Origin of the sequence: Pseudoalteromonas sp. SWN29 (genome assembly GCF_015864465.1) — a bacterium.
GTDB lineage: Bacteria > Pseudomonadota > Gammaproteobacteria > Enterobacterales > Alteromonadaceae > Pseudoalteromonas.
On the sequence record NZ_JADYXE010000006.1, the window covers coordinates 98581 to 125319 of the forward strand.

The window sequence follows — 26739 nt, forward strand, 5'->3', positions numbered from 1 at the left end:
GCACCTAAAATAACACTTAAACTAGCACTTAAACTGAAACCTAAAAGAGCACACTATGTTAGCTTTATTTAAATCAAAGCCATTATTAGAGCAGCAAGAACAGCAATGGCTTATTGATACATTTATTTGGGCTGTAGAAAATTTTGAGGCTGAATTTTTTACTAAGCACACTCAAATAATACTACCTACAGCCACGTTTTTTCCTGACTCGGTATCGAGCATTGAAGAAATGGCGACCAACGTTTTTACCCGCGTTACTAATTACGCGGGTATGAATGCATGGCCTATTCAATTAGTTGCACCTCAGCAATTACAACCGCAGGTTTTTCCGCATTTTGAATTTAGTGAACAAATACGTGGCGAAGGTAGTCATTTAATTGTGCCGCCAAGCCATACGATTAATATTTCTTTTAATCCAAATCAGATAAATCAGCCACAAGATTTAGTAGCAAGTTATGCGGGTACACTGGCCACCATACTTATTCATCATGTTGGTGTATTACCACCTGGGGGTAAAGATTATTTACCACAAGCTGCCGATGCGCTTGCCTGCTTTTTAGGGTTTGGTGTAATGATGAGCAACACGGTGTATCAGTTTAAAGGGGGGTGTGGCTCTTGTTATAACCCATACGCTAATCGTGAAGCTAAGTTAAGTGAAACGCACACGGTATTTATGCATGCTCTTATTAGTTACTTTAAAAACGATAAAGACTCTAAAAAGCATTTAAAGCCGCATTTGCGCGGTCAGTTTAAAAAAGCGCAAAAAGAAATTAAAGCATTGGTAAATAACTCGGCTAATCCGCTGTTATTAGCTTATTCACCAAACTAGCAAGGATCTGCGTGGAATACTTAGATGAATTTTTACTGATTGTTATTGCTCATTTTTTTGCAGTAGCAAGCCCAGGGCCTGACTTTGCCGTAGTACTTAAGCAAAGTGTGCAACAAGGTAGACGCAATGCACTGTGGACAAGCGCCGGTGTTGGCGCTGCTATTTTACTGCACGTTGGCTATTGCGTTTTAGGTGTGGCGCTTATTTTAACGCAATCGCCTAGTTTATTTATGGCGCTTAAGTATCTTGCCGGTGCATATTTAGCTTATTTAGGCGTACAAGCACTCAGAGCTGCAAAACCTCCAGCAAGTAATCAAGATAATATAGAAACAAAAACGGTAGCCGAAGAATCTGTTTGGCTGGCCTTTAGACGCGGCTTTTTCACCAATGCATTAAACCCAAAAGCCACATTGTTTTTTATGTCGTTATTTACACTCGTGATTAGCCCAACAACACCTACTAGCATACAGGTCGGCTACGGCGTGTACATGGCATTGGCTACTTGGGCGTGGTTTTCAATGTTATCGTTAGTGCTTTGTAAACCGAGTGTGCGCGGCTTTTTTCAAAAAAGTGGTTACTGGTTTGATAGAGGTATAGGTGTAATTTTAATTGCTTTGGCTATTCGCGTTGTTATTTAAGTTATATTTTTAATGAGAGAGTAGGAGATAAAATGCCGTTATATAATTTTTCGTTTGGCTCTAATATGTCATTTAATCGTTTGCTAGCGCGCTTACCCAATGTAAAGCGTGTAGGAACTGCGGTACTTAAAGGCTACGAACTTACTTTTGATATGCTATTTAAAGATGGCTCAGGTAAATGCAGTATTTGCCCAAGCGATAAAGAAGACGCGCTGGTTTACGGCGTTATTTATGAGCTCAATGAAGATGAAAAAGCTATTTTAGATGGTATAGAAGGCGTGGGTTACGATTGCGTAGATATAACCCCAACGCTTTTAAGCGGTGAGACTCTAACCGCACATTGTTATATAGCTAATACGCACGACAGCGATGTACTCCCATACGATTGGTACATAAAACACGTTCATCGCGGATCACTTGAAGCGGGCGTACCAAAAGAATACAGTGATGCCATATTAAATCGCGCACAAAAAAGCGATACCAATCAAGAACGCGCAGCCATTGAGTTTGCAGTTCATCAAAAATAATAAAATAGGATTGATATGAAATTAACCAAACTTGCCGCAATTGCATTATTAGCTGGCACTACGTTTAGTAGCTGGGCACAAGTCGATACCAACAAAATTGACGACGTTATTAAAGCGTCAATGGCACGTTTTGACGTACCCGGTATGGCAGTCGCCATTGTTGAAAACGATAAAGTGATATTTGCTAAAGGTTTTGGTGTAACTAATCTCGATACCAACAAAAAAGTAAACAAAGACACCTTGTTTGGTATTGCTTCAAACACCAAGGCATTTACGACAGCGGCACTGGCTAAGTTGGTTGATGAAGGCAAATTAAGCTGGGATGACCGCGTAATTGATCATTTACCAGAGTTTAGATTATACGACTCATACGTAACACGCGAAATGCGTATTCGTGATTTATTAAGTCACCGCAGTGGGCTCGGACTTGGGCAGGGCGATTTAATGATTTGGCCAAGTACCGACAAGTCAGTTGATGAAATTTTAGCGGGATTACAGTATTTAAAACCGGCTAGCAGTTTTCGCAGTAAGTACGCTTATAACAACTTAATGTTTGTAACCGCTGGTGAGGTGGTTGCACGTGTGTCGGGTATGAGTTGGAATGATTATATCGAAAAAAACATATTACAGCCGCTACACATGGATAACTCGCGCGCGGGGTTTTCGCGTATTCCAAAAAGTAATAAAAACTGGGCTACAGGTCATATTCCTATGGATGGCACGCTTCATCCATTTTTTGTGAATTACCTCGAAGACTTTAGAGGCGCAGGTGCCATTGCCTCAAGTGTAAGCGATATGAGCCAGTGGCTTCGCACGCAATTAGCGGGCGGTAAAATGCCAAGTGGTGAGCAACTGTTTAGCGAAAAGCAACAAGCGCAAATGTGGCACCCACATATTACGTCTATGGCGTCTAAAAGCGCGTTTGAGTCGTATCATCAGCAGTTTAGAGGTTATGGATTAGGTTGGAGTATTGAAGACTACCACGGCTTTAAAAAGTTAGGTCACGGTGGTGGTATTTTAGGAATGGTATCGCAAGTTACTTTATTGCCTGAGAAAAAGCTCGGTATTGTTATTTTATCTAACCAACAAGCTTTTGGTGCACTTTCGGCAGTAACCCATGAAGTACTTGAAGATGCGCTTGAGCTTGAAGATAAAGACTGGGTAGAGGATTTAGCTAAAAGTCATTTTGAAGGCAAACAGCAAGCATACGCTAATGCAAAACCAGAAGCCCCGGCTGACTACCAACTGCAATTACCAAACATTAATTATACCGGTACATTACATGATGATTGGTATGGCGATGTAATTATTGAGCAGCTTGATAGTAAATTGCATATTGATTTTACGCATACCAAGCGCTTAAAAGGCACACTTGAGCATTACACCGGTAATACATTTATAGTTAAGTGGGATGAAAAGCTGCTTGAAGCAGATGCGTTTATTACTTTTGATATGAGTACTAAAAATAGAGTGAACAGCGCTAAAATGCGCGCAGTATCAACACAAGTAACCGACTTTAGCTTTGACTTTAGAAACCTGCATTTAAAAGCAAAGTAGCTAATAGCTTTGATATTTAAAGTATCGATACTCTAAATATCAATATAAACCAAAGTCGCAAAGCCACCTGTCGGTGGCTTTGTTATATTAAGTTTTTACACCTTGTAAGGGACTTTTTATGCGTACCGCTGTTATTTCTCATCCTCATTGCCGTAAACATAAAATGATAGATGACCATCCCGAGTGCCCAGAGCGCCTAGATGCAATTACCGACCGATTACTTGCAAGTGGTGTAGATGTTGGCTTAACACACCTACAAGCGCCTAAGGCTGAGCGTGAGCATTATTTATTAGCCCATGATGAAGCGCTCATTAAACACGTAGAAAACACGCTACCAACCGAAGGGCTCGCTAATTTAGACGGCGATACGTGGTTGTGCCCCGATTCGTTTAAAGCGATTGAGCGTGCAGTAGGTGCCGGGTTGTTAGCGGTTGATGAAATACTTGCCGACAAACTCGATGCTGCGTTTTGCTCAGTACGCCCGCCAGGGCATCATGCTAATAAAGATTCGTCATCTGGGTTTTGTGTGTTTAATAACTTAGCAATTGCCGTTAAGTACGCTCAAAGCAAAGGGATTAAGCGGATTGCGATTGCTGACTTTGATGTACACCACGGTAATGGCACACAAGACATTTTTATTGATGACGAAAACGTACTGCTTTGTTCGTTATTTCAGTATCCGTTTTATCCAAATACAGCCGTTAAAAATAATAGCCATATAGTTAACTCTCCTTTGCCAATTGCCAGCAATGGCGATGACCTAAAAGAGGTGTTTACTCAGCAATGGTTACCAAAATTAAAAGCGTTTAAGCCTGAATTACTTTTTATAAGCGCAGGGTTTGATGCCCACCTAGAAGATGATATGGCGAGCTTAAAGTTTGTTGAAGATGACTACATTTGGCTTACCGAGCAGCTATGTAAGGTAACAAAAGAGGGCGGATGCAAAGGTGTTATCTCGTATTTAGAAGGTGGCTATGCGCTATCAGCGTTGGGTAGAAGTGCTGTAGCGCATATAAAAGTGCTTACTGAGCTTTAAAGAGAGCTTTATAACCCTAGTAAATCAAACGCCTGGGTTGTGCTTAGGGTTTTAATTTTACCAAGGCAGCATTGCCCTTCATTTAATAAGTAAGCAGTAACCAACAGTGCTAGCTGCTCGCCACTCAGAGCAGGGCAAGCAATACCTTGTAAATTAAGGTAGTCACCTTGCTTATTAAGTACTCGCACATCGCTTATCTCACTTTGCATGACACTGTGTAAGCACTCTTGTTGCTCTTGTTGGTTATGGGCTATTTCAAGCTCATTATAAATAACCAATAACAGTGGGTAGCTGTTTAACATAGCACTTTAGCCTACTGTCACTTCGTAAGACGTAAATTTACGAATATTAATAACGCCTTTTTCAAAAATTAAGTATTGGCCTTTAATACCTTGTAAAACACCGCTTACAACAGGGTCTTTATCAAAGTTAAATGAGCTGATTTTTGTTGGGTACTCGGTTACCGGAAAATCTAAATCAACCACATCTTCATCAAGTTGTTCTATTGCTGTTGCGCCAAATAACTCACTTAACTCGTTTAGCTTTTCACTAATTTGTGGGATCAGTTCGGCTGCAGCGGCTTTTAAGTCAATTGCTTCGTTTTGACCTTTTAGCATATTGCGCCAATTAGTTTTGTCGGCAATAAATTCAGCCAATGCAACTTCCACTAAACCTGATTGCAGGCGAGTTTGCACTTTAAAAATAGGCAATGCTTGAGTCGCACCCTGATCAACCCAACGAGTCGGTATTTGTGTGTGGCGGGTAATGCCCACTTTTAACCCTGAGGTATTAGCGAGATATACATAGTGTGGGATCATGCAGTTCGCTTCGCCCCATTCTGGCTCTCGACAGGTGCCTTGGTCGTAGTGACAGGTTTCTGGTTTCATAATACACATATCGCAACTAGCGAGCTTGCGCATACATACAAAACAGTGACCTTGAGAATAGCTTTTTTTAGTTTTTTTACCGCAGTTAGAGCATAGAATGGTGCCACTAAATGTAATGGTAAGCTCTTTACCTATAAATGCATTTAAGTCTACTAGGTGTTCACCTACAGGTAAGTGATATTGTACTGGTTCGGTTAAGCTCGATTTTAGTTTACGCAGTGTGCCTTGCATCTTTACTTGGCCCCTAAAGATGTTAAAAAGAGGAGTCTAACATTTTTAAGCTATATTGGCTTTTTAAGAAGTGTAAATAGTCGGTGTAAGGCAGTGCTTTTGCGTATAAATAACCTTGGGCGTTATCAGCGTTCATATCTTTGAGTAAGTGATGAATCTCTTGTGTTTCTACTCCTTCAATTGTTATTGATAAATTGAGGTTATGCGCCATATCAATCGCTGTTTGTACAATAACTTGATGAGTTGGGTTATTAGGTAAATCAAAAACAAACGACTTATCTATTTTAAGCTCACTAAAGTGATAGTTAACTAAGTAGCTAAGTGATGCATAGCCAGTTCCAAAGTCATCCAATACCACTTTAATACCCAATGCGGTTAGCTCATCAACTAACTTTATAAGTGCATCTTGGCTGTCTACAAAGGCAGATTCGGTTAGCTCAAATTTAAGTAAGTAAGCTGGCACTTGGTATTTAATTAAAATGTTTTCTACTTTTTCGGCTAAGTTATTTATAGTTAGATTTTTAGCACTCAAATTTACACTAATTGTATGCTCGTTATAGCCATTTTTTATAAGCTCAACTATGTCTTTACAGGCTTGCTCTATTACCCACAGTGTTAGCTCGTTAATAATGCCGGTGTGCTCAGCAAGTGTTATCAACTCCTCTATTGATAAGTTACTGTAAGTTGGGTCTGGCCAACGTAATAAAGCCTCAGCACCACTGACGTTGTTACTCAATAAATTAATTTGAGGTTGGTAGTAAAGCGCTAGTTGATTTGTTTTGATAGCTTGTTGCAGCTTAGCGGCTAGAGCAACGTCCATCATTAGATTATTACCGTTTGACGATGACCCAACTTGATTAACACTACCTTTTGCTTTTTTAAGGGCTAAATAACCACGCTTTAACCAATATTCAAAGTCGTTACTCTTACCTGCACTACTAATACCTATACTGTAACTAAGCTGCAGGTTTAGCCCTTTAATTTCATATTGTTTTGGTAGGCTGCTAATTATTTTAGTCAGTAGTGCTTCTAGCATTTCTTGGTTTTGTGTTTTAGTAGAAATACAGGCAAATACACCACTACTTAAATCGGCTAAGCGTGGACTGGTATTTAAATCTGTTTCGAGGTTTGTAAATTCGCGTTCATGGCTCAGTTCTAACTCCAGCTCTTTAGCTACATGCTTTATAAGGGTGTAGCCCTGAGAGGAGGTAATAATAGTATTGAGTGAATTAAAGTGACGTATTTTTATTAAACACAAAGTTGTTGAGCGATTTTGGCTTTGTAGTGCCATAAATGCTTGTTTTAGTTTAGAGCTATTAAGTAATTTTGTTTGTTGTGTATGCGTAGCATGGTAAAGCGCACGTTCGCGCTGATACCTTACTCGGTCTGCTAGTGCCATGGCCATTAAAATAACTTCACACAAAATAGCAACTAAAAAGGCATGGCGGGTTGTAAAGGTATACGGTAAAAAGCCGGTGAGTTCCATAGGTTGAATTACCGCACCAATTATTAGTGGTACCCATGAAAAAACATAAAATTTAGCCCATCTAAAACCACTGCGTAACTTGTTATATATTAAAATAATACAGGCAATATATAAGACTGCCATCACACCAAAAAATATAGGCGCCGCTATGCTTTCAGGAATAAACAAGCTAGATACAGCAAGAACAAACATAAGCCAAAGTAAGGTTATGCTCATTTTGTAGCGCCAGCATTTGTCTTTATGATAGCGTAAAAACATGGTGCAAAAAGCAAGAGTAAAAAAGGCGACGCCATAATTACTAAACACAATTTGTTCGTGAATAAAGAGCTGCCATTGCTTAGGCCATAAGTAAAAGCCAAAGCCTAATACGGCTCCCATTAGCGCGATAGCGCTAACTATGTAGCCAATATAAATTAAATAAACACGGTCCTTTATACCAAAGTAAAGCACCAAATTATAAAGCGCAGCCATTAATAGCACGCCTACAAAAATCCCCCAGATCCCGGCCTGGGAGCGTACTAAGTCAATAAACTCTTTATCACGATATAAGTTTACAGGTGTTTTACTTATACCGGTTGTGTCTATTTTCATTACTAGGCGCTGTGAGGATTTTCTTTCTACCGAAAAGCGAATATGCGGCACGCTATATTCAAATAAAGAGAGGGCTTCTTCTTTATCGCCTAGTTTGTAAGTTTCAATTAGTTTATTGTTTTTATCGAGACGAAAAATAGTTAAGTGATCGACCATAGGGTTATCAAAGTGTGCTACAACGTTTTGCTTATTAAGACTTTTATTCTCTAAATCAAGAAACAACCAATAGTTTTGATGGCTAAAACTCCATGGCACATCTGAAAATGGTTGATGGGTAAGTAGTTCAGGTTGGTTAATGATGGTGTCGAATGTTTTAGTTTTGGTTTCGTCAATATAGTAGGCGTAATCGAGGTACATTGGAGCCGTTTTATCAATTGTATATCGTGTAGGCACGATTAGGTTTGATGCCAATGTACTGATTATAAAAAATATAAATATCAGTATGGCAGCAGCAATTGAATGATAGCGTAAAGTTCTTAGTTCCAACGTTTGTACACTTTTAAAAAACCTTTTAATTAGTGTAGCACTAAAAAAGCGCAGATAAACTGCGCTTTTTTAGTTAAATTAACTGGTTATACCAATGAATAGGTATTATAGGCTATTGCTCGCGTGCAATAGCACGGTAAGCTATATCTGTACGATATTCCATACCATCCCAGCTAATTTCTTTAACAAGCTCATAGGCACGCTGCTGTGCTTCTGTAACAGTGTTGCCGAGTGCTGTTGCGCATAATACGCGACCGCCTGCGGTTACAACGTCGTTGCCACTTTGCTTAGTGCCCGCATGAAACACTTTTTCACCCGCAGGGTAATCAACTTTTAGTCCCGAAATAGCATCACCCTTAGGGTAATCACCAGGGTAACCTTTAGCTGTAAGTACAACACCCACGGCTGCACGTGAATCAAACTTAATCGTTGTTTTATCAAGTTCTACACGGTTAGCAGCTTCAATCAATTCAACTAGGTCTGATTGTAAACGTAGCATCATTGGTTGAGTTTCAGGGTCGCCAAAACGACAGTTGTACTCGATTACTTTAGGGGTACCTGTTTCGTCAATCATCAAACCTGCGTATAAAAAGCCGGTGTACGGATGGCCTTCGCTTGCCATGCCTTCTACCGTAGGGTAGATCACTTCGTTCATAATACGCTGGTGGATTTCATCCGTAACAACTGGCGCAGGTGAGTATGCACCCATGCCACCCGTGTTAGGACCGGCATCGCCATTGTAAGCACGCTTATGATCCTGACTGGTGGCAAAGGGTAATACATTTTTGCCATCAACCATTACAATGAAAGACGCTTCTTCACCGTCTAAAAACTCTTCGATAACAACACGACTTCCTGCATCGCCAAACGCATTACCCGCAAGCATATCGCGAATAGCATCTTCAGCTTCACGCTCGGTCATGGCGACAATTACGCCTTTACCCGCAGCTAAACCATCTGCTTTTACAACAATTGGCGCGCCTTTTTCTTTTAAATAAGCAAGGGCAGGTTCAATTTGTTCAAACGTTTGATAATCGCCTGATGGAATATTATGGCGTGCTAAAAAGTCTTTAGTAAACGATTTAGAGCCTTCAAGCTGAGCTGCACCCGCTGTAGGGCCAAAAATAGCCATGTTATGTTCACGAAACTTATCAACAACACCCAGTACTAACGGTATTTCTGGACCTACAATAGTAAGCTCTACCTTGTTTTGTTGTGCAAAACTAAGTAAACCCTCTAAGTCGTCAACGTTTATTGCTACGTTTTCAAGTTTTGGTTCAAGTGCAGTACCTGCATTACCAGGGGCTACAAATACAGTATTTACTTTGGTGTTTTGAGCGGCTTTAAACGCAAGAGCGTGTTCGCGGCCGCCGCTGCCAATGACTAAAACATTCATGGCGAAAATTCCTATTTAAAGCGATTTCTTAAATTTCAGCGTCATGCGGTCGCTTTCACCAATGGCTTTGTATTTGTCGGCATCTTGTTCGCCGAGTCTTAAGCTTGGTGGCAGCGTCCATACACCTTTAGGGTGATCGGCTGTGTCTTTTGGATTTGCATTTATTTCACTGCTTGCTACTAATTCAAACCCAGCTTGTTTAGCAAGGTCTACTACGTAGCTCTGCTTCATGTAGCCTGTGGTTTTTTGATCTTCGTCAGCTCGTTCTTCAGCTAAACGATGTTCAACTAAACCTAATGTACCACCTGGTTTAAGGACTTTATAAAAAGCTTGGAATGCACTTAATGCACCGCTTTTATCTTTACCCATATACCAGTTATGTACATTACGGAAAGTTAAAACCATATCGGCACTGCCAGCTGGCGCGATATCTAAATGTGTTACAGGTGCAAACTCAGTAATTTTAACGCTACTAAAGCGCTCATCTTCAGCTACTTTTTGTTTAAAGCCCGCAAGAGAGCGTTGGTAGTAGCCAACTGATGAATCAGCAGGAAAGTGCGCGGCATAATAAGTGCCTTGCTCTTTTAGTGCTGGCGCTAAAATTTCACTATACCAACCACCGCCTGGCGCAATTTCAACAACTGTCATAGTTGGTTTAAAGCCAAAAAATGCCAATGTTTGAGCCGGGTGACGATATTCGTCACGAACGCTGTTTTTAGCGCTGCGTTCGCTTGATTGAAGTGCATGCTCAAGGCTCGATTCGTGGTTATGGCTAAGCGCCATAGTCGATGTCATCGTTAGTGTGGCTACAAGTAGCGATTTTAGCGCAAATTTCATTGTTTGTTCCTTCACATTATAATTTTAAATAGGTTATTGAATAATCAGAATACGTGAATTTATAGCAAACAAAAAGTGTTAAACCAACGTTTAACCCTTTGTGTGATTAGTGGCGGAAATGGCGCATACTAGTAAGTACCATTGCCATACCGGCTTCATCAGCGGCTGCAATCACTTCTTCGTCGCGCATTGAGCCACCAGGCTGAATTACCGCAGTAATACCAGCGGCTGCGGCTGCGTCAATTCCATCACGGAATGGGAAGAATGCATCAGATGCCATTACTGAACCTTTAACTTCAAGGTTTTCGTCAGCTGCTTTAATGCCTGCAATTTTAGCTGAGTATACGCGGCTCATTTGGCCTGCGCCTACACCAATGGTCATACCGTCACGGGCATAAACAATTGCGTTTGATTTAACAAACTTAGCTACTTTCCAGCAAAACAGTAAATCTTTAAGTTCTTGCTCTGTAGGCTGGCGCTTAGAAACAACTTTTAAGTCGCCTTGCGTTACCATGCCTAAGTCGCGATCTTGAACTAAAATACCGCCATTAACGCGTTTAATGTCTTGGCCAGCGGCTTTACCTGTCCACTGTCCACATTCTAATAAACGAACGTTCTTTTTAGCTTCAATAATTTTTGCAGCGTCGCTCGAAATACTAGGTGCAATAATTACTTCAACAAACTGACAGTCAACAATTGCTTGTGCAGTTGCGGCATCTAGCTCTCGGTTAAAGGCAATAATGCCACCAAATGCTGATGTAGGGTCTGTTTTAAAAGCGCGCTCGTATGCCTCAAGAATATTGCCCCCAATTGAAACACCACACGGGTTAGCGTGCTTTACAATTACGCACGCTGGTACGTCAAATTCTTTAACACACTCAAGAGCTGCGTCGGTATCTGCAATGTTATTAAACGAAAGGGCCTTACCTTGCAGTTGAGTGGCCGTTGCAACTGATGCTTCAGCGATGTCACTTTCAACATAAAAAGCAGCATCTTGATGAGAATTCTCACCGTAACGCATATCTTGCTTTTTAGTGAACTGCATATTGATAGTACGTGGGAATTTAGTCTCTACAGCAGCTTCCTCTGTGTAATCAGGAACCATTTTACCAAAGTAGTTCGCAATCATGCCATCGTATGCAGCTGTATGCTCGTAAGCAGCAATAGCTAAATCAAAACGTGTTTTGTACGTAGTAGAGCCATTGTTGTTTTGCATTTCACTAATAACACGGTCGTAGTCGCTCGCGTTTACCACTATTGTTACGTCTTTGTGGTTTTTAGCTGCTGCACGAACCATTGTAGGGCCGCCAATATCAATATTTTCAATGGCATCTTCAAGGCTGCAGTTTTCTTGAGCGACAGTATTCGCAAAGGGGTATAAGTTAACTACAACTATGTCGATAGCAGAAATGTTGTTATCTGCCATTACGTTTTCATCTTGTCCGCGACGGGCTAAGATACCGCCGTGAATTTTTGGGTGAAGTGTTTTTACACGACCATCCATGATTTCAGGATGACCTGTGTGATCTGACACTTCAGTCACTTTTATGCCGTTATCAGCAAGTAGTTTACATGTGCCGCCAGTTGATAATATATCAACACCTTGCGCTTCTAGTGCGCGGGCAAATTCAACAATACCGGTTTTATCAGACACACTTAATAGTGCGCGACGAATGGGACGATGAGTATCCATTGTAGTTTGATTTCCTCAGTTAATGAGCTAGCTTAGAAGCGGGCATTTTAACTGATTACTACTCAAAAAACGACTTATAACGATCCATTAACCATGAGCTTTTTGCAATTTGGCTATTAAATTACGGGCATAAAAAAAGCACCCTAGGGTGCTTTTTTTGCATAATACTAGTTGTATTGGATTAGTAAGTAGTTATAACGATAGAAAAACAAGTCTATAACAAGGCAAAAATTTTGCTGTGTAGTTATTCTACATAAGAAATTTTTAACGACGTTATGGGCTTGTTTAGCTCGTTAGAATACTTACGCTTTCAATATAATTGGTATTAGTTCATGCCGTATTTTTTAAGCTTTTTACGTAAAGTACCACGGTTGATACCTAGTAAAATAGCTGCACGAGTTTGGTTACCACGTGTATATGTCATTACTTCTTCAAGTAATGGCGCTTCTAGCTCTGAAAGAACAAGGTCGTAAACGTCTTGCACATCTTGACCGTTAAGCTGTTTTAAATAGTGGTGAACAGCTTTTTTTACTGCATCACGCAATGGCTGCGGTTTCTCGTGTGACTGAACATGAGGGTTAGTGATAAATGGAGAAGTCACGTTTTGTTCGAACATTATTAAGTCTCTTTCTTTCTTAGTTAGCTGCTAGTGTTTTAAAGTATTGCTCTAATGCGACGACCTGTGCCTGTGGGTTGTCGAGCGCATTAAATACTCGCCTAAACTGACCATCACTGTCATGGGTTTGCAAATACCAAGATACATGTTTGCGAGCAATTCGCGCTCCCATCGGCTCACCGTAAAACATATGGAGGTTTGTTAAATGCTCCATTAAAATACTGCGTACCTCTGCAATAGCAGGTGGCTGTAAATGTTCCCCAGTTCGCAAATAGTGGTCTATCTCCCTAAATATCCAAGGGCGACCTTGGGCGGCTCGGCCAATCATAATGGCATCTGCACCCGTATAGTCTAAAACCTGCTTTGCTTTTTCTGGTGATGTAATATCACCATTGGCAACAACAGGAATCGACACTGAACGTTTTATATCCCTAATCGTGGCGTACTCAGCATCACCTTTGTACATACATGCGCGCGTACGCCCATGTACAGCAAGTGATGCAATGCCATAACGTTCAGCTATTCTCGCAATCTCTACACCATTACGGTTATCCGGATCCCATCCTGTACGGATTTTAAGTGTCACAGGTATATCAACAGCATTAACGACTGCATCAATAATCTCTTCCACAAGTTCAGGAAACTGTAATAAGGCAGAGCCTGCGAGTTTCTTGTTCACTTTTTTTGCTGGGCACCCCATATTGATATCTATGATCTGTGCACCGTTAGCAACATTGAATTGTGCGGCCTGCGCCATAAGCTCAGGGTCTGCTCCTGCAATTTGCACCGCGCGTATACCCGACTCACCGCTGTGATCCATACGATTCATCGACTTTTCCGTTTTCCAAACCTTAGGATTAGACGATAGCATTTCAGAAACAGCTAGCCCTGCGCCTAAACGACGGCAAAGTTGTCTAAATGGTCTGTCTGTAATGCCAGCCATTGGCGCGACAATTACATTATTCTCAAGTTGGTATTTACCGATACGCACTATATTCAATAGGCCTCTTTTCAAGGGGCGCTAAGTTTACGGTTTTTTTAGCAAAAATCAAAGGCTATAAATTGAACAAAAGTAACTTTTTTTTGCCCTTTTCGTATTGACTTTTGATAACCATATGACAATTGGGTTTATTTGTTTGAAATTCGTACAGTCTTTATTTTTTATACAATAATCAGAAAATATTTTGATATGTAAAAAAATAGTAAAGCCTGTTAAATACAGGCTTTACGCAGATGTTTTGAGTTAATGCTCTAAATTTGATTATGCGATTTATTAGGCTTTTTTGGTGCCACTTACTCGAGTCCAATCACCTTCAACGGCAATATCATCTAGCTCAATAAAGGGTGCATAAATATCAGCAACTGATTGCGCTTGTTCTTCTAAAATACCCGACATGGCAATTTTGCCGCCAGGCTTTAATAAGCCTAAAATTACACTGTGCAATTCGCGAAGTGGCTGGGCTAAAATATTTGCCACTACTATATCGGCGGTAAACTCAGGTTGGTTTTCTGGAAGGTATACTTCAAGTTTGTCTGCAACACCATTTCGGTTAGCGTTATCAAGGCTTGCTTCGAGTGCTTGAGGGTCAATATCAATCCCAATCATGCGCTCTGCACCTAATTTTATCGCTGCGATACCTAAAATGCCTGAGCCACAACCAAAATCAACAACTGTTTTACCTGTTAGGTCTTGGCTTTCTAACCACTTAAGACATAAGGCCGTTGTTGCATGTGTGCCGGTGCCAAAAGCAAGGCCAGGATCAAGTAGTACATTTACCGCAGTAGGGTCTGGAATATCGCGCCAGCTTGGACAAATCCATAGCCTTTCACCAAATTGAATAGGGTGGAAGTTATCCATCCATTCACGTTCCCAGTCTTTATCCTCAAGCTGCTCTATTTTGTATACTAAATTGTCTTTTAGCTCATCATGGCGTTTTAATAACGCAACGACTGTATTCATATCGTGATTAGCTTCAAACAAGCCAATTACTGTTGTATCAGCCCAGAATACAACAGTGCCAATTTTGGGTTCGTAAATAGGGGTGTCTTTTGCGTCAATAAAGGTTACCGAAGCACTACCCGCTTCCATTAATAGGTCACTTACTGCATCTGCTGTTGCAGCATTGGCGTTAATACGAATTTGGATCCAAGCCATGATTATTTCCTTCAAATAGAAAAAAGGCCGCTATAGCGGCCTTTTTAGTTTATATAGTAGCGCTAAATTATTTAGCGTCTAAAAAGCTTTTCAGTAAATCTGAGCGAGAAGGGTGGCGTAATTTACGCAGCGCTTTCGCTTCTATTTGACGAATACGTTCACGTGTTACGTCAAACTGTTTACCTACTTCTTCTAAGGTGTGGTCGGTATTCATATCAATACCAAAACGCATACGTAGTACTTTAGCTTCACGGGCTGTTAGGCCTGCTAGTACATCGTTAGTTGCGCCACGAAGAGACTCCATTGTTGCCGAATCGATTGGCGAATCAATTGTTGTATCTTCGATAAAGTCACCCAAGTGAGAATCTTCATCATCACCGATTGGTGTTTCCATTGAAATTGGCTCTTTAGCAATCTTAAGTACCTTACGGATTTTATCCTCAGGCATCATCATGCGTTCTGCTAATTCTTCTGGATTTGGCTCACGACCCATTTCCTGTAACATTTGACGAGAAATACGGTTAAGTTTATTAATCGTTTCAATCATATGTACTGGAATACGGATTGTTCTTGCTTGGTCAGCAATAGAGCGAGTGATTGCTTGACGTATCCACCACGTAGCATAAGTAGAGAACTTATAACCACGGCGATATTCAAACTTATCAACCGCTTTCATCAGACCAATGTTACCTTCTTGAATTAAATCCAAGAATTGTAAGCCACGGTTTGTGTATTTTTTAGCAATTGAGATTACAAGACGTAAGTTAGCTTCAACCATTTCTTTTTTCGCACGGCGTGCTTTCGCTTCACCAATGCTCATTCGACGGTTAATGTCTTTAATACGCTCAATGCTTAAACCTGTTGTTTGTTCAATAACAGATAATTTATTAATGCTACGAATGATTTCTGGCTTCACTTCTTCAAGTTTAGCTGAATACTTTTCGTTACCTGAAATTTCTAAATCAACCCAAGAAGCATCAGTTTCGTTGTTAGCAAAGTGCTTAACGAATGTTTTCTTCGGTAATTTAGCAATTTGAACAGCATGTTTCATGATTAGACGTTCTTGAACGCGAACTCTATCCATCATTTCACGCATGTTATTTACCATGCGATCAAACTGTTTAGGTATTAATTTAAAGGTTCTGAAAAGCTCACCAATTTCAAAAATGGCGGCTTGTGATTCAGGATGCGAACGACCTTTAGCTTCAAACGTATCACGTGCTTTATTGTATAAATCACGTAAGTTTTCAAAGTGAATACGAGCTTCTTCAGGATCTGGACCTGTGTCTACTTCTTCTTCATCTTCGTCATCGCTATCAGCATCATCTTTGTCATCTTTATCGTCATCATCAAGTTGCTTAGCACTTAATTCTGAACCGATGTTAGTTGCTGAAATTGGCGCTGTATCTTCATTCGGATCGATAAATCCAACGATGATATCGCTTAAACGCATTTCCTCAGCTTCAAACTTATCCCACTGCTCTAGCAGGTAAGTAATTGCTTCAGGGTACTCTGCAACAGAAATCTGTACTTGGTTAATGCCTTCTTCAATACGTTTAGCGATTACAATTTCGCCTTCACGTGTAAGAAGTTCAACAGTACCCATTTCGCGCATGTACATGCGAACCGGGTCCGTTGTACGGCCGATTTCTTTTTCTACAGTTGCAAGTGCTGCCGCGGCAGCTTCAGCTGCGTCTTCGTCTGTCGTTGTTTCTTGCATCATTAATTCATCAGCATCAGGCGCGTTTTCGCTAACCTTGATACCCATATCATTAATCATGCTTATGATATCTTCTACTTGATCTGAGTCTATAATGTCTTGTGGAAGGTGATCATTTACTTCTGCAAAAGTTAAGTAGCCTTGCTCTTTACCTTTTTGAATCAGAAGTTTTAATTGTGACTGAGGAGTTGGATCCATAGAGATTGTTTCTTCCACTCTGATAAGTTGATACAACAGGCGCCATCATGTAGTTTGCATTAAAGCCAACTAGAATAATGTGACGCAGTGAATAGCACAGTATAACAGTTTAAATCAATTTTGACTAGGGTCTGTTGGCCTTTCAGGATTAAAGTTTGTTCTATCCAAGGGTGGTTTAATCGCGGCGCCAGGTTTGTAACCTAGTGGCCTAAGTAAAAACCGGGCAACAAAGAGTAAACCTCCCTTGGGACGAACCCAAAGGGCAGCGCGTGTTTGGCATTTATGCTGCGTTATCGCCTATTTATGTGGAATAACCACACTACTTAGGCTCTGCCTTGTCTAAATACGAAACACGCTGCTGTAAACTTAACCTCGAAAGATAAACAGACCCTAACTGTTAGTGGCTTTTAACGCTGTCATTAACAAATGACACTCAAGTCTTTCGTCGCTACTAAGGCCTTGAGTCTTGTCCTTTATTAATAGGGTCTCGAGTCGATAATTTAAACACTGATCTTCAATAAACTTGAAAGTATTTTTAAAAACCGTCTCTAAACGCTCTTCATTTATTTCGTGTTGCCACGTTGCAAGCTTTATTAGTGGCTCATAATCTTCAGTTCCTCTGAAAAATTCGAGCAGTTGTGCTGTGGTAATGCTTTCTTTTTCTAGGGCTTGTTCTTGTAAGCGTAATAACAGGCCTATGCCAGCAATATTCATTTGTGCGAGTTCTGGTAAGTACGGCACACTTTTAGCTAAATTAGGGTGCTGAATTAAAATACCAATCGCTTGGCGCATCGGTGTTATTTTAAATTTACGTTCAATTGAATACTGCTGCTTAGGTGTTTTTAAACGATTATTAAGTTGCTCTCGTGTTCTTCCGATTAAACGCCCTAATTGTTCAAGAATGTTTTCTTGGTAAAATTCACTAGGAATTTTTTCAATTAGTGGTAGCGCTGCACTAAGCAATTTAGCTTTTCCTGAGTCGAGTGTTAAATCAACTTCTTGGCTTAATCTATTAAACAATACTTTGGTAAAGTCATCTGCTTGGCCTAGGCGCAGCTCAAATTGTTCTTTACCTTCTTTTTGTACAAGAGAGTCAGGATCTTCGCCATCGGGTAAAAATGCAAATTGCAGTGCTTTACCATCATTTAAATAAGGAAGTGCGTTTTCAAGCGCTCTCCAGGCTGCATCGCGACCAGCTCTGTCACCATCGTAACAACAGATTACTTTATCAGTAGTTCTAAACAATGTGTGCATGTGCTCGCTTGTTGTTGCAGTCCCCAGTGATGCAACAGCGTATTCAATTCCTTGCTCCGCTAGGGCAACAACATCCATATAACCTTCAACAACCATGATATGGTCAAGTTTTTTATGGGCTTGCTTTGCTTCATAAAGTCCGTAAAGCTCAAAGCCTTTATGAAAAATTCGGGTTTCTGGCGAGTTTAAATATTTTGGCCCTTGGTCGGCTTGCATTACACGCCCACCAAAGGCAATAACGCGCCCACGCTTATCGCGAATAGGGAACATTAAACGATCGCGGAAAAAATCAAACTGCCTACCAGGTGTTTTTTCTGAGGCTAGTTTTAATTCAACTAATTGCTCTTTTTGTTCTTTGTTGCGGCCAAGTTGTAGGCATAGCCCGTCCCACTCGCTGGGAGCATAGCCAATCATAAACTTTTTAACTGTTTCGCCACTTAAACCACGGCCTTTTACATATTCAATAACGGCGGCAGAATTACTGTGGTGTTTTAATTGGTGCTGATAAAAGCGCGCAGTATGAAGCATTAAGTCGTAATCAGAGCGCTTTTGCGCAGCTGTACGTTCTGGTGCTGAGTTTGTGCCTTGTTCTCGAGGTACTTCTAAGTTGAGCATGCTGGCTATTTCTTCAATAGCATCTACAAACTCTAGCTTTTCGTACTCCATTACAAACGAAATAGCATTACCATTAGCGCCACACCCAAAGCAGTGATAAAACTGTTTGTCTTGCGATACAGTAAATGAGGGCGATTTTTCGTTATGAAATGGGCAGCAAGCTTGATAATCTTTACCTGCTTTTTTTAGACCTATTTTTGAGTCTATCAGGTCGACAATATCGGTTCTGGCAAGTAAATCATCTATAAAGTTACGTGGGATCTTTCCAGCCATTAGTAAAATACAGTCCTGAAATAATAAGAAGAATAACGAATATGAAATTTACTTTTTATACTTGCGTGGTGCAAAGTATAGCGTGCTTTAACTTACCAAAATGATAGCAAAATAAATAGGGAAGCTATAAAAAATTTCATTTTAAAGTAACCTAATAGGTATACTTTTTATTAAAGTTAAAAACAAAGAAACCGAGCGCAAGGCTCGGTTTACTTCAATCATACTTTAATGTATGTGGGAGTATTAGGCAGTTAATCGTTGCTTAATTAAACCAGAAATCTTGCCCATATCGGCACGACCTTCGGCTTTGCTTTTGATTATACCCATTACTTTACCCATGTCTTGCATACCTGCTGCGTTAGTATCAGCAATAGCCGCATCAATGAGAGCAATAATTTCTTCTTCACTCAATTGTTGAGGTAAAAAAGTTTCAAGTGCTACTATTTCATTGGCTTCAATATCAGCTAAATCATCACGCCCAGCATCTTTGTACTGAGTGTAAGAGTCACGACGTTGTTTAACAAGCTTCACTATAACGGAGGTAATACCTGCGTCGTCTAGTTCTATGCGCTCGTCAATTTCACGTTGCTTGATTGCAGCAAGTACCATACGAATAGGGTTAAGACGTTGTTTGTCTTTAGCTCTCATCGCATCTTTTTGCGCATCTTTTAGCGTTATTAAAAGGCTCATTTATACAAGACCTAATATATTAGTATAATTTAACGCGACGTGCGTTATCACGAGAAAGTTTTTTCATGTGACGTTTTACTGCAGCAGCTTTTTTACGCTTACGCTCAGCTGTTGGTTTTTCATAGTGCTCGCGACGACGAACTTCTGAAAGGATTCCTGCTTTTTCACATGAACGCTTGAAGCGACGAAGTGCTACGTCAAACGGTTCGTTCTCTCTTACTTTAATTACTGGCATTAAAAATTCACCTACCTAAATTATGAGCGTTGCTCAAGTTGATCAAACATTGATCAAGTGGTTCAAAAATGGTGCGGTATTGTAATCCGAAGCAACACCACATGTAAAGGACAATATTAACAGAAACGCATCATGTAAAACAGTATTAATTTGCTTGGCGCTGGTAGAGTTTACAAAACACTTGTCCTGCCTTTTTTTCTTTAATTAACAACCAGTTGCTTGGATTGTTAAAGGTGGTTAATTCAGTTTCTACTTCAACATAAATTAATGCATTGTCGCTTAACCATTGGTTTTTTTCTAATAAATCGCAGGTTGTTTGTGCTAAATCTTTACGAAATGGTGGGTCAACAAATACAAGATTAAACGCTTCACTTGTTTTTTTTTGCTCTAAAAAGGAGATCGAATTAGTATGTTTAACGTGTGCATTGTCGAGTTTTAAAGTGCTGATGTTTTGCTCTAATTGCTTAGCTGCTGATGAGTCGAGCTCGATAAATATAGCACTTTTAGCAAAACGAGATAGCGCTTCAAACCCTAATCCGCCAGAACCTGCAAAACAATCAAGTACATTTGCGTCACGCGTATCTTGCATTAACCAATTAAATACAGTTTCTTTAATTCGGTCGGTAGTAGGCCTTAAGCCATCTACATTTTTAACGGGAAGTTTTCGGCCTCGAAATTGTCCGCTAATTACTCTAATAAAGCCATCACTGGGCTTATTAGTAGCTTTATTTTGCGTTGTTTTTTTTCTCATTTAGCTCACTAAAAAATGGTATATGGTATCTAGCTCAGATAATATTATCGGCGATTACGTATAGCTTCATTTTTCAACCGTATTAAAAGTGTTACTATTGAACACTTACGTTTTGAATGGTTGTATTTATTTGCAACTATTGCTGGGCATTGCCAAGCTATTTCAAATTTTAGTTTATCAGATTTTTATAAGTGGTTATTAGCAAGTATGACAAAAAAAAGTAAATTCATGTCGTGGCTCGGTTTTGGCAAGTCAGATAAAAAAGAAGCAGAGCAAAAAGCAGCAGCTGATAAACAACAAGCATTAGCGCAAGAAGAGGCGCAGAAGCTAGAGCAAGAAAAGCTTGCGCAGCAAGCCGAGGCCGAACGTTTACACGCTGAGGCTGAAACAAAGCGTTTAGAACAAGAGCGTGTTGCAGCAGAGCAAGCCGAGGCCGAACGTTTACACGCTGAGGCTGAAACAAAGCGTTTAGAACAAGAGCGTATTGCAGCAGAGCAAGCTGAGGCCGAACGTTTACACGCTGAGGCTGAAACAAAGCGTTTAGAACAAGAGCGTATTGCAGCAGAGCAAGCAGAGGCCGAACGTTTACACGCTGAGGCTGAAACAGAGCGTTTAGAACAAGAGCGTATTGCTGCTGAACTAATTGAAGCAAAACGTTTAGAGCAAGAGCGTGCTGAAAACGCAGAAAAGATTGCTATTGAGCAGGCCAATGCTGAATCACTTGCAAAACAACAAACGGATGCAGAAGCACAAAGACAAGAACATGCACAACGTTTAGCTGAACAAGAATCACAGATGCTCTTAGAGCAAGAGCGATTGGCTGCAGAAAAAGTAGAAGCTGAACGACTAGAGCGAATTCGCCTTGAAGAAAAGAATGAGGCAATAAAGGCTGAAAAGCTTGCAATAGAGCAAGCGAATGCTGAGTTGTTAGTAAAAGAACAAGCGGACGCTGAAGCTCAAAGACAAGAGCAAGTAAAACGTTTAGCAGAACAAGAAGCGCAAATGCGTTTAGAGCAAGAGCGCATTGCTGCTGAAAAAGCACAGAACGAACGCCTAGAGCAAGAACGTATTGCTGCTGAAAAAGCACAGAGCGAGCGTTTAGAGCAAGAACGCATTGCTGCTGAAAAAGCAGAAAATGAACGTTTAGAGCAAGAGCGTATTGCAGCTGAAAAAGCAGAGAACGAACGCCTAGAGCAAGAACGCCTAGAGCAAGAGCGCATTGCAACGGAACAAGCAGAAAACGAGCGCCTAGAGCAAGAGCGTATTGCTGCTGAAAAAGCACAGAGCGAGCGTTTAGAGCAAGAACGTATTTTAGCTGAAAAAGCAGAGAATGAACGTTTAGAGCAAGAACGTATTGCGGCTGAAAAAGCAGAAAACGAGCGCTTAGAGCAAGAACGCATTGCAGCGGAACAAGTAGAAAATGAACGTTTAGAGCAAGAACGCCTTGCTGCTGAAAAAGCAGAGAATGAGCGTTTAGAACAAGAACGCATCGCAGCGGAACAAGCAGAAAACGAGCGCTTAGAGCAAGAGCGACTTACTGCTGAGCTTGCAAAAGATGAAGCTAAAAAAGCAGAAAAGCCGAAAAAAGAAGGGTTTTTCTCTCGTCTTAAAAAGGGCTTGTTAAAAACTCGTGTAAATATAGGCTCGGGTTTTTCATCTATTTTTAGTGGTAAAAAAATAGATGACGAATTATTTGAAGATCTTGAAACACAACTTCTTACCGCCGATTTAGGCGTTGATACCACCATGAAGTTGATTGATAGCCTAACTGATGCTGCAAACCGTAAACAGCTAAAAGATGGCGATGCGCTTTATGAACTGATGAAGCAAGAAATGGCGGCTATGCTAAAAATGGCTGAACAGCCTTTAGTTATAAGCGAAGATAAAAAGCCGTTTGTTATTTTAATGGTTGGCGTTAACGGTGTTGGTAAAACAACGACTATTGGCAAAATGGCAAAGCAATTTCAAAATGAAGGTAAGTCGGTAATGCTTGCTGCTGGTGATACATTTAGAGCCGCAGCTGTAGAGCAATTACAGGTTTGGGGAGAGCGTAACAGCATCCCTGTTATTGCCCAGCATACAGGTGCAGATAGTGCATCGGTTGTCTTTGATGCATTTCAAGCTGCAAAAGCACGTAATGTAGATGTGTTAATTGCTGATACAGCTGGACGCTTGCAAAATAAAGATAATTTAATGCAAGAGCTTGAAAAGATTGCTCGCGTAATGAAAAAGATCGACCCTGATGCGCCGCATGAGGTGATGTTAACCATCGATGCTGGTACAGGTCAAAATGCAATTAGCCAAGTAAACTTGTTTAATCAGTGTGTTGGTTTAACGGGTATTACGCTTTCAAAACTTGATGGAACTGCAAAAGGTGGTGTTATTTTTGCGGTCGCAGATAAGTTTAATATTCCAATTCGTTACATTGGTGTTGGTGAAGGTATTGATGATTTACGCGCTTTTAAAAGCGATGACTTTATTGATGCGTTATTTAGCCAAGATGAGGACGACGTTTAATTTACCAAAATAGGGAGCTTGCTCCCTTTTTAATTGCGAGGATTACCAGCGTTACTAATAAACTAATGGCGTTGGCATAATAAAAAGATGATAAATTTTCAGCAAGTAAGTAAAACCTACCCAGGTGGGCACCGTGCCCTCGAAAAAGTGAATTTTCATATTAAGCCTGGTGAACTCGCTTTTTTAACGGGCCATAGTGGCGCCGGTAAAAGTACACTGCTCAAGCTAATTAGCTTAATGGAACGTCCATCGGCGGGTAGTGTGTCTATCAATGGAGTTGATTTAAACAAAGTTAACTCGCGTCAAATTCCTTATGCTCGTCGTGATATTGGTATTATTTTTCAAAATCACCGTTTATTAGAGCGTTATACTATTTTTGATAATGTGGCTTTGCCACTAATTATCGAAGGTACTCACCATAAGCATATTGCTAAACGGGTTCATGGTGCGCTCGATAAAGTAGGCCTGATAGATAAAATAAAATGTCATCCGTCTATGCTCTCAGGTGGTGAACAGCAACGTGTTGGTATTGCCAGAGCAATAGTGAACTCCCCGCCAATTTTATTAGCAGATGAACCTACAGGTAACCTCGATCCTGAGCTTTCAATGGAAATACTAAAACTGTTTGAAGACTTTAATAAACACGGTACAACTGTATTGATAGCAACGCACGATCTTGGTTTGGTAGCACGTATGAAGTATCGCAGCTTAACTTTAAAAGATGGCAGAATGCTTCAAGATCCGCTTGCTGAGGGCGCACTATGAGTTTACTTTTTAAGGGTCGTCAAAATAGTAACGACAAGCAAAAAAAATCAGTGTTAGCTGGCGGTTATTTTTTTATTATTAATATATTTCGCCAAGGTGTGCATAGTTTAGGTGAAATGTGGCGTACCCCGCTGGCCTCATTAATGACTATTGCAGTACTTGGCTTGAGCTTAACGCTTCCTGCAACACTTTATTTAGTTGTTAAAAACGTACAGCAGGTAAGCAGCGGTTTTGAAGAAGCGAGTGAAATATCGTTATTCGTAAAAGAAAGTATGAACGAGCAAGAAACGCAAACTTTAGTAAAGCGTTTAGCACTTTACCCAGAAGTGGAGAGTGTTGAGTTTATTTCAAAACAAAAAGCACTCACCGAGTTTAAAGATGTTTCTGGTTTTGGGCAGGCTTTAGAGTATTTGGATAAAAATCCATTACCTGATGTAGTACTTGTTACGCCAACAAAGCGTAATAGGCAGCCAAACGCCGCTAAGGCGCTTCTAACTAAACTTGAGAGTGAACGTGAAGTTGATTTTGGTAAGCTTGATATAGCGTGGTTAGAGCGTTTAAATGCTTTGCTAGATTTACTCAAAGAAAGTGTAATAACCATCGCATTATTACTGCTTACCTCAGTGACGCTTATTATTGGTAACACCATTCGTTTGTCGATCATGGATAAAAAAGAAGAAATACAAGTAATGAAACTTGTAGGAGCTACTAACACCTTTATACATGCCCCATTTTTGTGGACCGGTATTTGGTATGGTGTAATAGGCGGGCTATTTGCTTTTATATCTGTTGCTTTAATGATGTGGTGGTTATCTTCTGCGGTTAGCAGTGTGGCAGGGGTTTACCAAGCAAGCTTTTCTTTAATTGGCTTAACATTGAAAGAATTCGGCTTTTTAGTTTTACTTGCAACAAGCTTAGGTTTTGTAGGTTCTTATCTTTCTGTAAATCGTTATATTAAAGAAATAGAACCCGATAAAGTATAAGTGAACCAACCCAGCTTGATATGCGTAATATATCAATCTGGGTTGTACCTCCTGTTATTAAAACTGTCATATTTGTGTACTATCCTCCAATGAAGTAATGAGTTGTAAATAAGGTGATGCTATGAGGTTAACCTGCTGCAACCCCTTAATTCATCACTTATTCAGTCGCTTGTAGTAGACTAAATACATACCAAAAAACTACTTGATTTATACTTTAAAAAAGTTTTAAATTGGGGTTAGCACTCTTAAAGAAAGAGTGCTAAGATAGTTTCAAATGTTTATCACCGAGGTGAAAAATGAGTAAAGATTTATACGCAATGGCACTTACAGTCGGACAACAAAGCGCAAGCATGGACGGTTACCTTCAAGCGGTAAGCACTATTCCTATGCTTAAAGTTGAACAAGAGCAAGAACTTGCTAAAAAGCTTCAGGAAGAAGGCGATCTTAGTGCTGCCAAGCAACTCATTATGTCGCATTTACGCTTTGTAGCACATATTGCTAAAGGCTACTCGGGATACGGCTTGCCACAAGCTGACCTTATTCAAGAAGGTAATATAGGCCTGATGAAAGCGGTTAAACGTTTTGACCCTTCAGTGGGTGTACGCTTGGTATCGTTTGCAGTGCATTGGATTAAAGCCGAAATTCACGAGTTTGTGCTTAAAAACTGGCGCATAGTTAAAGTTGCAACCACTAAAGCGCAACGTAAATTGTTTTTTAACCTTCGTAAAAACAAAAAGCGTTTAGGTTGGTTTAATCAAGCAGAGGTTAGCACTGTTGCTAGTGAGCTAGGTGTGAGTGAGAAAGAAGTTCGTGAAATGGAATCGCGCATGAGCGGCCAAGACATGGGCTTTGACCTAACGGGCGACGATAACGACGACGCACCAACAAGCACGTACTCTCCAGTACAGTACTTAACAGATGGCGCAGCTGATTTAGCTGACGACGTTGAACAAGAGCAGTGGAAAGAGCAAGCGCATACTCGTTTATTTAGCGCACTTAAAACACTAGACGAACGTTCACAAGATATTGTTAGCGCACGTTGGTTGTCGGATGATAAGGCTACTCTTCAAGAGCTTGCACAAAAGTACAGTGTATCTGCTGAACGTGTTCGCCAGCTTGAAAAAACAGCGATGAAAAAGTTACAAAGCGCTATGAGCTAATACTGCTCAAGCAGCAAAACTTAAAAGCCCTGCATTAAAATGCGGGGCTTTTTTGTTTTATGAAGACCAAATAACTAAAAAATAAGGGAAGATTAACCTTAAATACCATCAATTAAATAGATAAAGATAAATATGAAAGCACATGTATTGAGGAAAAATGAGACCCAATACCACTTTGTGTATTTTTCTTCTATTTCATCCTTATCACAGTCTATCTGAAGGTTATCTTTAGTTTTCCCTGCTTGGCAGTGAGAATGAAGGAAATAAAGAGAAATTAAGTAACCAATAAACATTGTAAAGCTAAATGCAGAATATTTGTTATTGCTTTCAACAGTATTTACAAACATCCATATACAATTAAAGCCAGTAACACTTGCAGAAGTAATGGCGTTAACGCACATTAGCATAAGAGGGTAGCCTGATCCTTTCCTACAAAAGTATATATAAATGCGTCCAAATACTGATGCAAGTGAACCTTCAAGTAAGAAGAATAAACAAGCAACAAATACCAAGTCGACACTAATTCTAATGGGTATTCATAGGTTAGACATTAAGAGAGAATTGGATTCAGGCCGCATTTTAATCGTCCTTTTTCTTTATCTCTTTTTGGGTT

23 protein-coding genes are annotated in these 26739 nt (G+C 40.3%); 9 read left to right on the plus strand and 14 right to left on the minus strand.

The genetic code is table 11. The features are described from left to right. The first annotated feature begins 55 nt into the window (after window positions 1-55). From I6F53_RS03765 to I6F53_RS03785, 5 genes are all read left to right on the plus strand, one after another. Window positions 56-829 carry a hypothetical protein gene (locus I6F53_RS03765; RefSeq protein ID WP_197238539.1) on the plus strand — a complete coding sequence of 258 codons (774 nt, stop codon included), beginning with the start codon at window positions 56-58 and terminating at the stop codon, window positions 827-829. Between the two features lie 11 nt (window positions 830-840). Further along, the gene (locus I6F53_RS03770; protein ID WP_197238540.1) at window positions 841-1467 is read left to right on the plus strand and encodes a LysE family translocator; all 627 of its coding nucleotides are present in this window, start codon (window positions 841-843) and stop codon (window positions 1465-1467) included. A 32-nt stretch (window positions 1468-1499) separates the two neighbouring features. Beyond that, window positions 1500-1994, plus strand: a complete 495-nt coding sequence (locus I6F53_RS03775; RefSeq protein ID WP_197238541.1) for a gamma-glutamylcyclotransferase family protein — start codon at window positions 1500-1502, stop codon at window positions 1992-1994. A 15-nt stretch (window positions 1995-2009) separates the two neighbouring features. Beyond that, window positions 2010-3551 carry a serine hydrolase gene (locus tag I6F53_RS03780; protein ID WP_197238542.1) on the plus strand — a complete coding sequence of 514 codons (1542 nt, stop codon included), beginning with the start codon at window positions 2010-2012 and terminating at the stop codon, window positions 3549-3551. Window positions 3552-3669: 118 nt separating this feature from the next. Then, the gene (locus tag I6F53_RS03785; protein ID WP_197178034.1) at window positions 3670-4587 is read left to right on the plus strand and encodes a histone deacetylase family protein; all 918 of its coding nucleotides are present in this window, start codon (window positions 3670-3672) and stop codon (window positions 4585-4587) included. An 8-nt stretch (window positions 4588-4595) separates the two neighbouring features. Here I6F53_RS03785 and I6F53_RS03790 read toward each other — a convergent pair whose 3' ends face one another. The 14 genes from I6F53_RS03790 to rsmD all read right to left on the minus strand — a co-directional run bounded on the left by I6F53_RS03790 (window position 4596) and on the right by rsmD (window position 20701). Continuing rightward, window positions 4596-4889, minus strand: a complete 294-nt coding sequence (locus I6F53_RS03790; protein ID WP_197238544.1) for a hypothetical protein — start codon at window positions 4887-4889, stop codon at window positions 4596-4598. 6 nt (window positions 4890-4895) lie between these two features. Further along, complete coding sequence (locus I6F53_RS03795) at window positions 4896-5705, minus strand: DUF2797 domain-containing protein (protein ID WP_197238545.1); 810 nt, start codon at window positions 5703-5705, stop codon at window positions 4896-4898. A 22-nt stretch (window positions 5706-5727) separates the two neighbouring features. Beyond that, complete coding sequence (locus tag I6F53_RS03800) at window positions 5728-8268, minus strand: EAL domain-containing protein (protein WP_197238547.1); 2541 nt, start codon at window positions 8266-8268, stop codon at window positions 5728-5730. Between the two features lie 112 nt (window positions 8269-8380). Then, the gene (purD, locus tag I6F53_RS03805; protein WP_197238548.1) at window positions 8381-9664 is read right to left on the minus strand and encodes a phosphoribosylamine--glycine ligase; all 1284 of its coding nucleotides are present in this window, start codon (window positions 9662-9664) and stop codon (window positions 8381-8383) included. 15 nt (window positions 9665-9679) lie between these two features. Continuing rightward, window positions 9680-10501, minus strand: a complete 822-nt coding sequence (locus tag I6F53_RS03810) for a class I SAM-dependent methyltransferase (RefSeq protein WP_197238550.1) — start codon at window positions 10499-10501, stop codon at window positions 9680-9682. A 106-nt stretch (window positions 10502-10607) separates the two neighbouring features. Further along, complete coding sequence (purH, locus tag I6F53_RS03815; protein ID WP_197238551.1) at window positions 10608-12194, minus strand: bifunctional phosphoribosylaminoimidazolecarboxamide formyltransferase/IMP cyclohydrolase; 1587 nt, start codon at window positions 12192-12194, stop codon at window positions 10608-10610. Window positions 12195-12519: 325 nt separating this feature from the next. Next, a complete protein-coding gene (gene fis / locus I6F53_RS03820; RefSeq protein WP_002957804.1) occupies window positions 12520-12810 on the minus strand; it encodes a DNA-binding transcriptional regulator Fis in 291 nt (96 codons plus the stop codon). Between the two features lie 19 nt (window positions 12811-12829). Next, on the minus strand, window positions 12830-13801 hold the full coding sequence (gene dusB, locus I6F53_RS03825; protein ID WP_024603689.1) for a tRNA dihydrouridine synthase DusB: 972 nt from the start codon (window positions 13799-13801) through the stop codon (window positions 12830-12832). 282 nt (window positions 13802-14083) lie between these two features. Next, entirely contained in the window at window positions 14084-14965 is an 882-nt protein-coding gene (gene prmA, locus I6F53_RS03830; RefSeq protein WP_197238552.1) for a 50S ribosomal protein L11 methyltransferase, read from the minus strand. A gap of 67 nt (window positions 14966-15032) precedes the next feature. Beyond that, window positions 15033-16883 carry an RNA polymerase sigma factor RpoD gene (gene rpoD, locus I6F53_RS03835; protein ID WP_165741636.1) on the minus strand — a complete coding sequence of 617 codons (1851 nt, stop codon included), beginning with the start codon at window positions 16881-16883 and terminating at the stop codon, window positions 15033-15035. 390 nt (window positions 16884-17273) lie between these two features. After that, entirely contained in the window at window positions 17274-19025 is a 1752-nt protein-coding gene (dnaG, locus tag I6F53_RS03840) for a DNA primase (protein ID WP_197238554.1), read from the minus strand. Between the two features lie 243 nt (window positions 19026-19268). Further along, window positions 19269-19715, minus strand: coding sequence for a GatB/YqeY domain-containing protein (locus I6F53_RS03845; protein WP_165741272.1), 447 nt, complete (start codon window positions 19713-19715; stop codon window positions 19269-19271). Window positions 19716-19734: 19 nt separating this feature from the next. Next, a complete protein-coding gene (rpsU, locus tag I6F53_RS03850) occupies window positions 19735-19950 on the minus strand; it encodes a 30S ribosomal protein S21 (RefSeq protein WP_002957797.1) in 216 nt (71 codons plus the stop codon). Window positions 19951-20095: 145 nt separating this feature from the next. Further along, window positions 20096-20701, minus strand: coding sequence for a 16S rRNA (guanine(966)-N(2))-methyltransferase RsmD (rsmD, locus tag I6F53_RS03855; protein WP_197238555.1), 606 nt, complete (start codon window positions 20699-20701; stop codon window positions 20096-20098). Between the two features lie 228 nt (window positions 20702-20929). Between rsmD and ftsY the strand changes: the two genes are divergently transcribed. The 4 genes from ftsY to rpoH all read left to right on the plus strand — a co-directional run bounded on the left by ftsY (window position 20930) and on the right by rpoH (window position 26126). After that, window positions 20930-23218 (plus strand): signal recognition particle-docking protein FtsY, encoded by a 2289-nt coding sequence (ftsY, locus tag I6F53_RS03860; protein ID WP_442960581.1) that lies wholly within the window; start codon window positions 20930-20932, stop codon window positions 23216-23218. A gap of 87 nt (window positions 23219-23305) precedes the next feature. After that, window positions 23306-23983, plus strand: a complete 678-nt coding sequence (gene ftsE, locus I6F53_RS03865) for a cell division ATP-binding protein FtsE (RefSeq protein ID WP_166420927.1) — start codon at window positions 23306-23308, stop codon at window positions 23981-23983. Beyond that, a complete protein-coding gene (gene ftsX, locus I6F53_RS03870; RefSeq protein WP_197178026.1) occupies window positions 23980-24966 on the plus strand; it encodes a permease-like cell division protein FtsX in 987 nt (328 codons plus the stop codon). The genes ftsE and ftsX overlap by 4 nt, the downstream gene beginning before the upstream one ends. A gap of 296 nt (window positions 24967-25262) precedes the next feature. Further along, window positions 25263-26126 carry an RNA polymerase sigma factor RpoH gene (gene rpoH, locus I6F53_RS03875; RefSeq protein ID WP_149593817.1) on the plus strand — a complete coding sequence of 288 codons (864 nt, stop codon included), beginning with the start codon at window positions 25263-25265 and terminating at the stop codon, window positions 26124-26126. Window positions 26127-26739 lie beyond the last annotated feature (613 nt).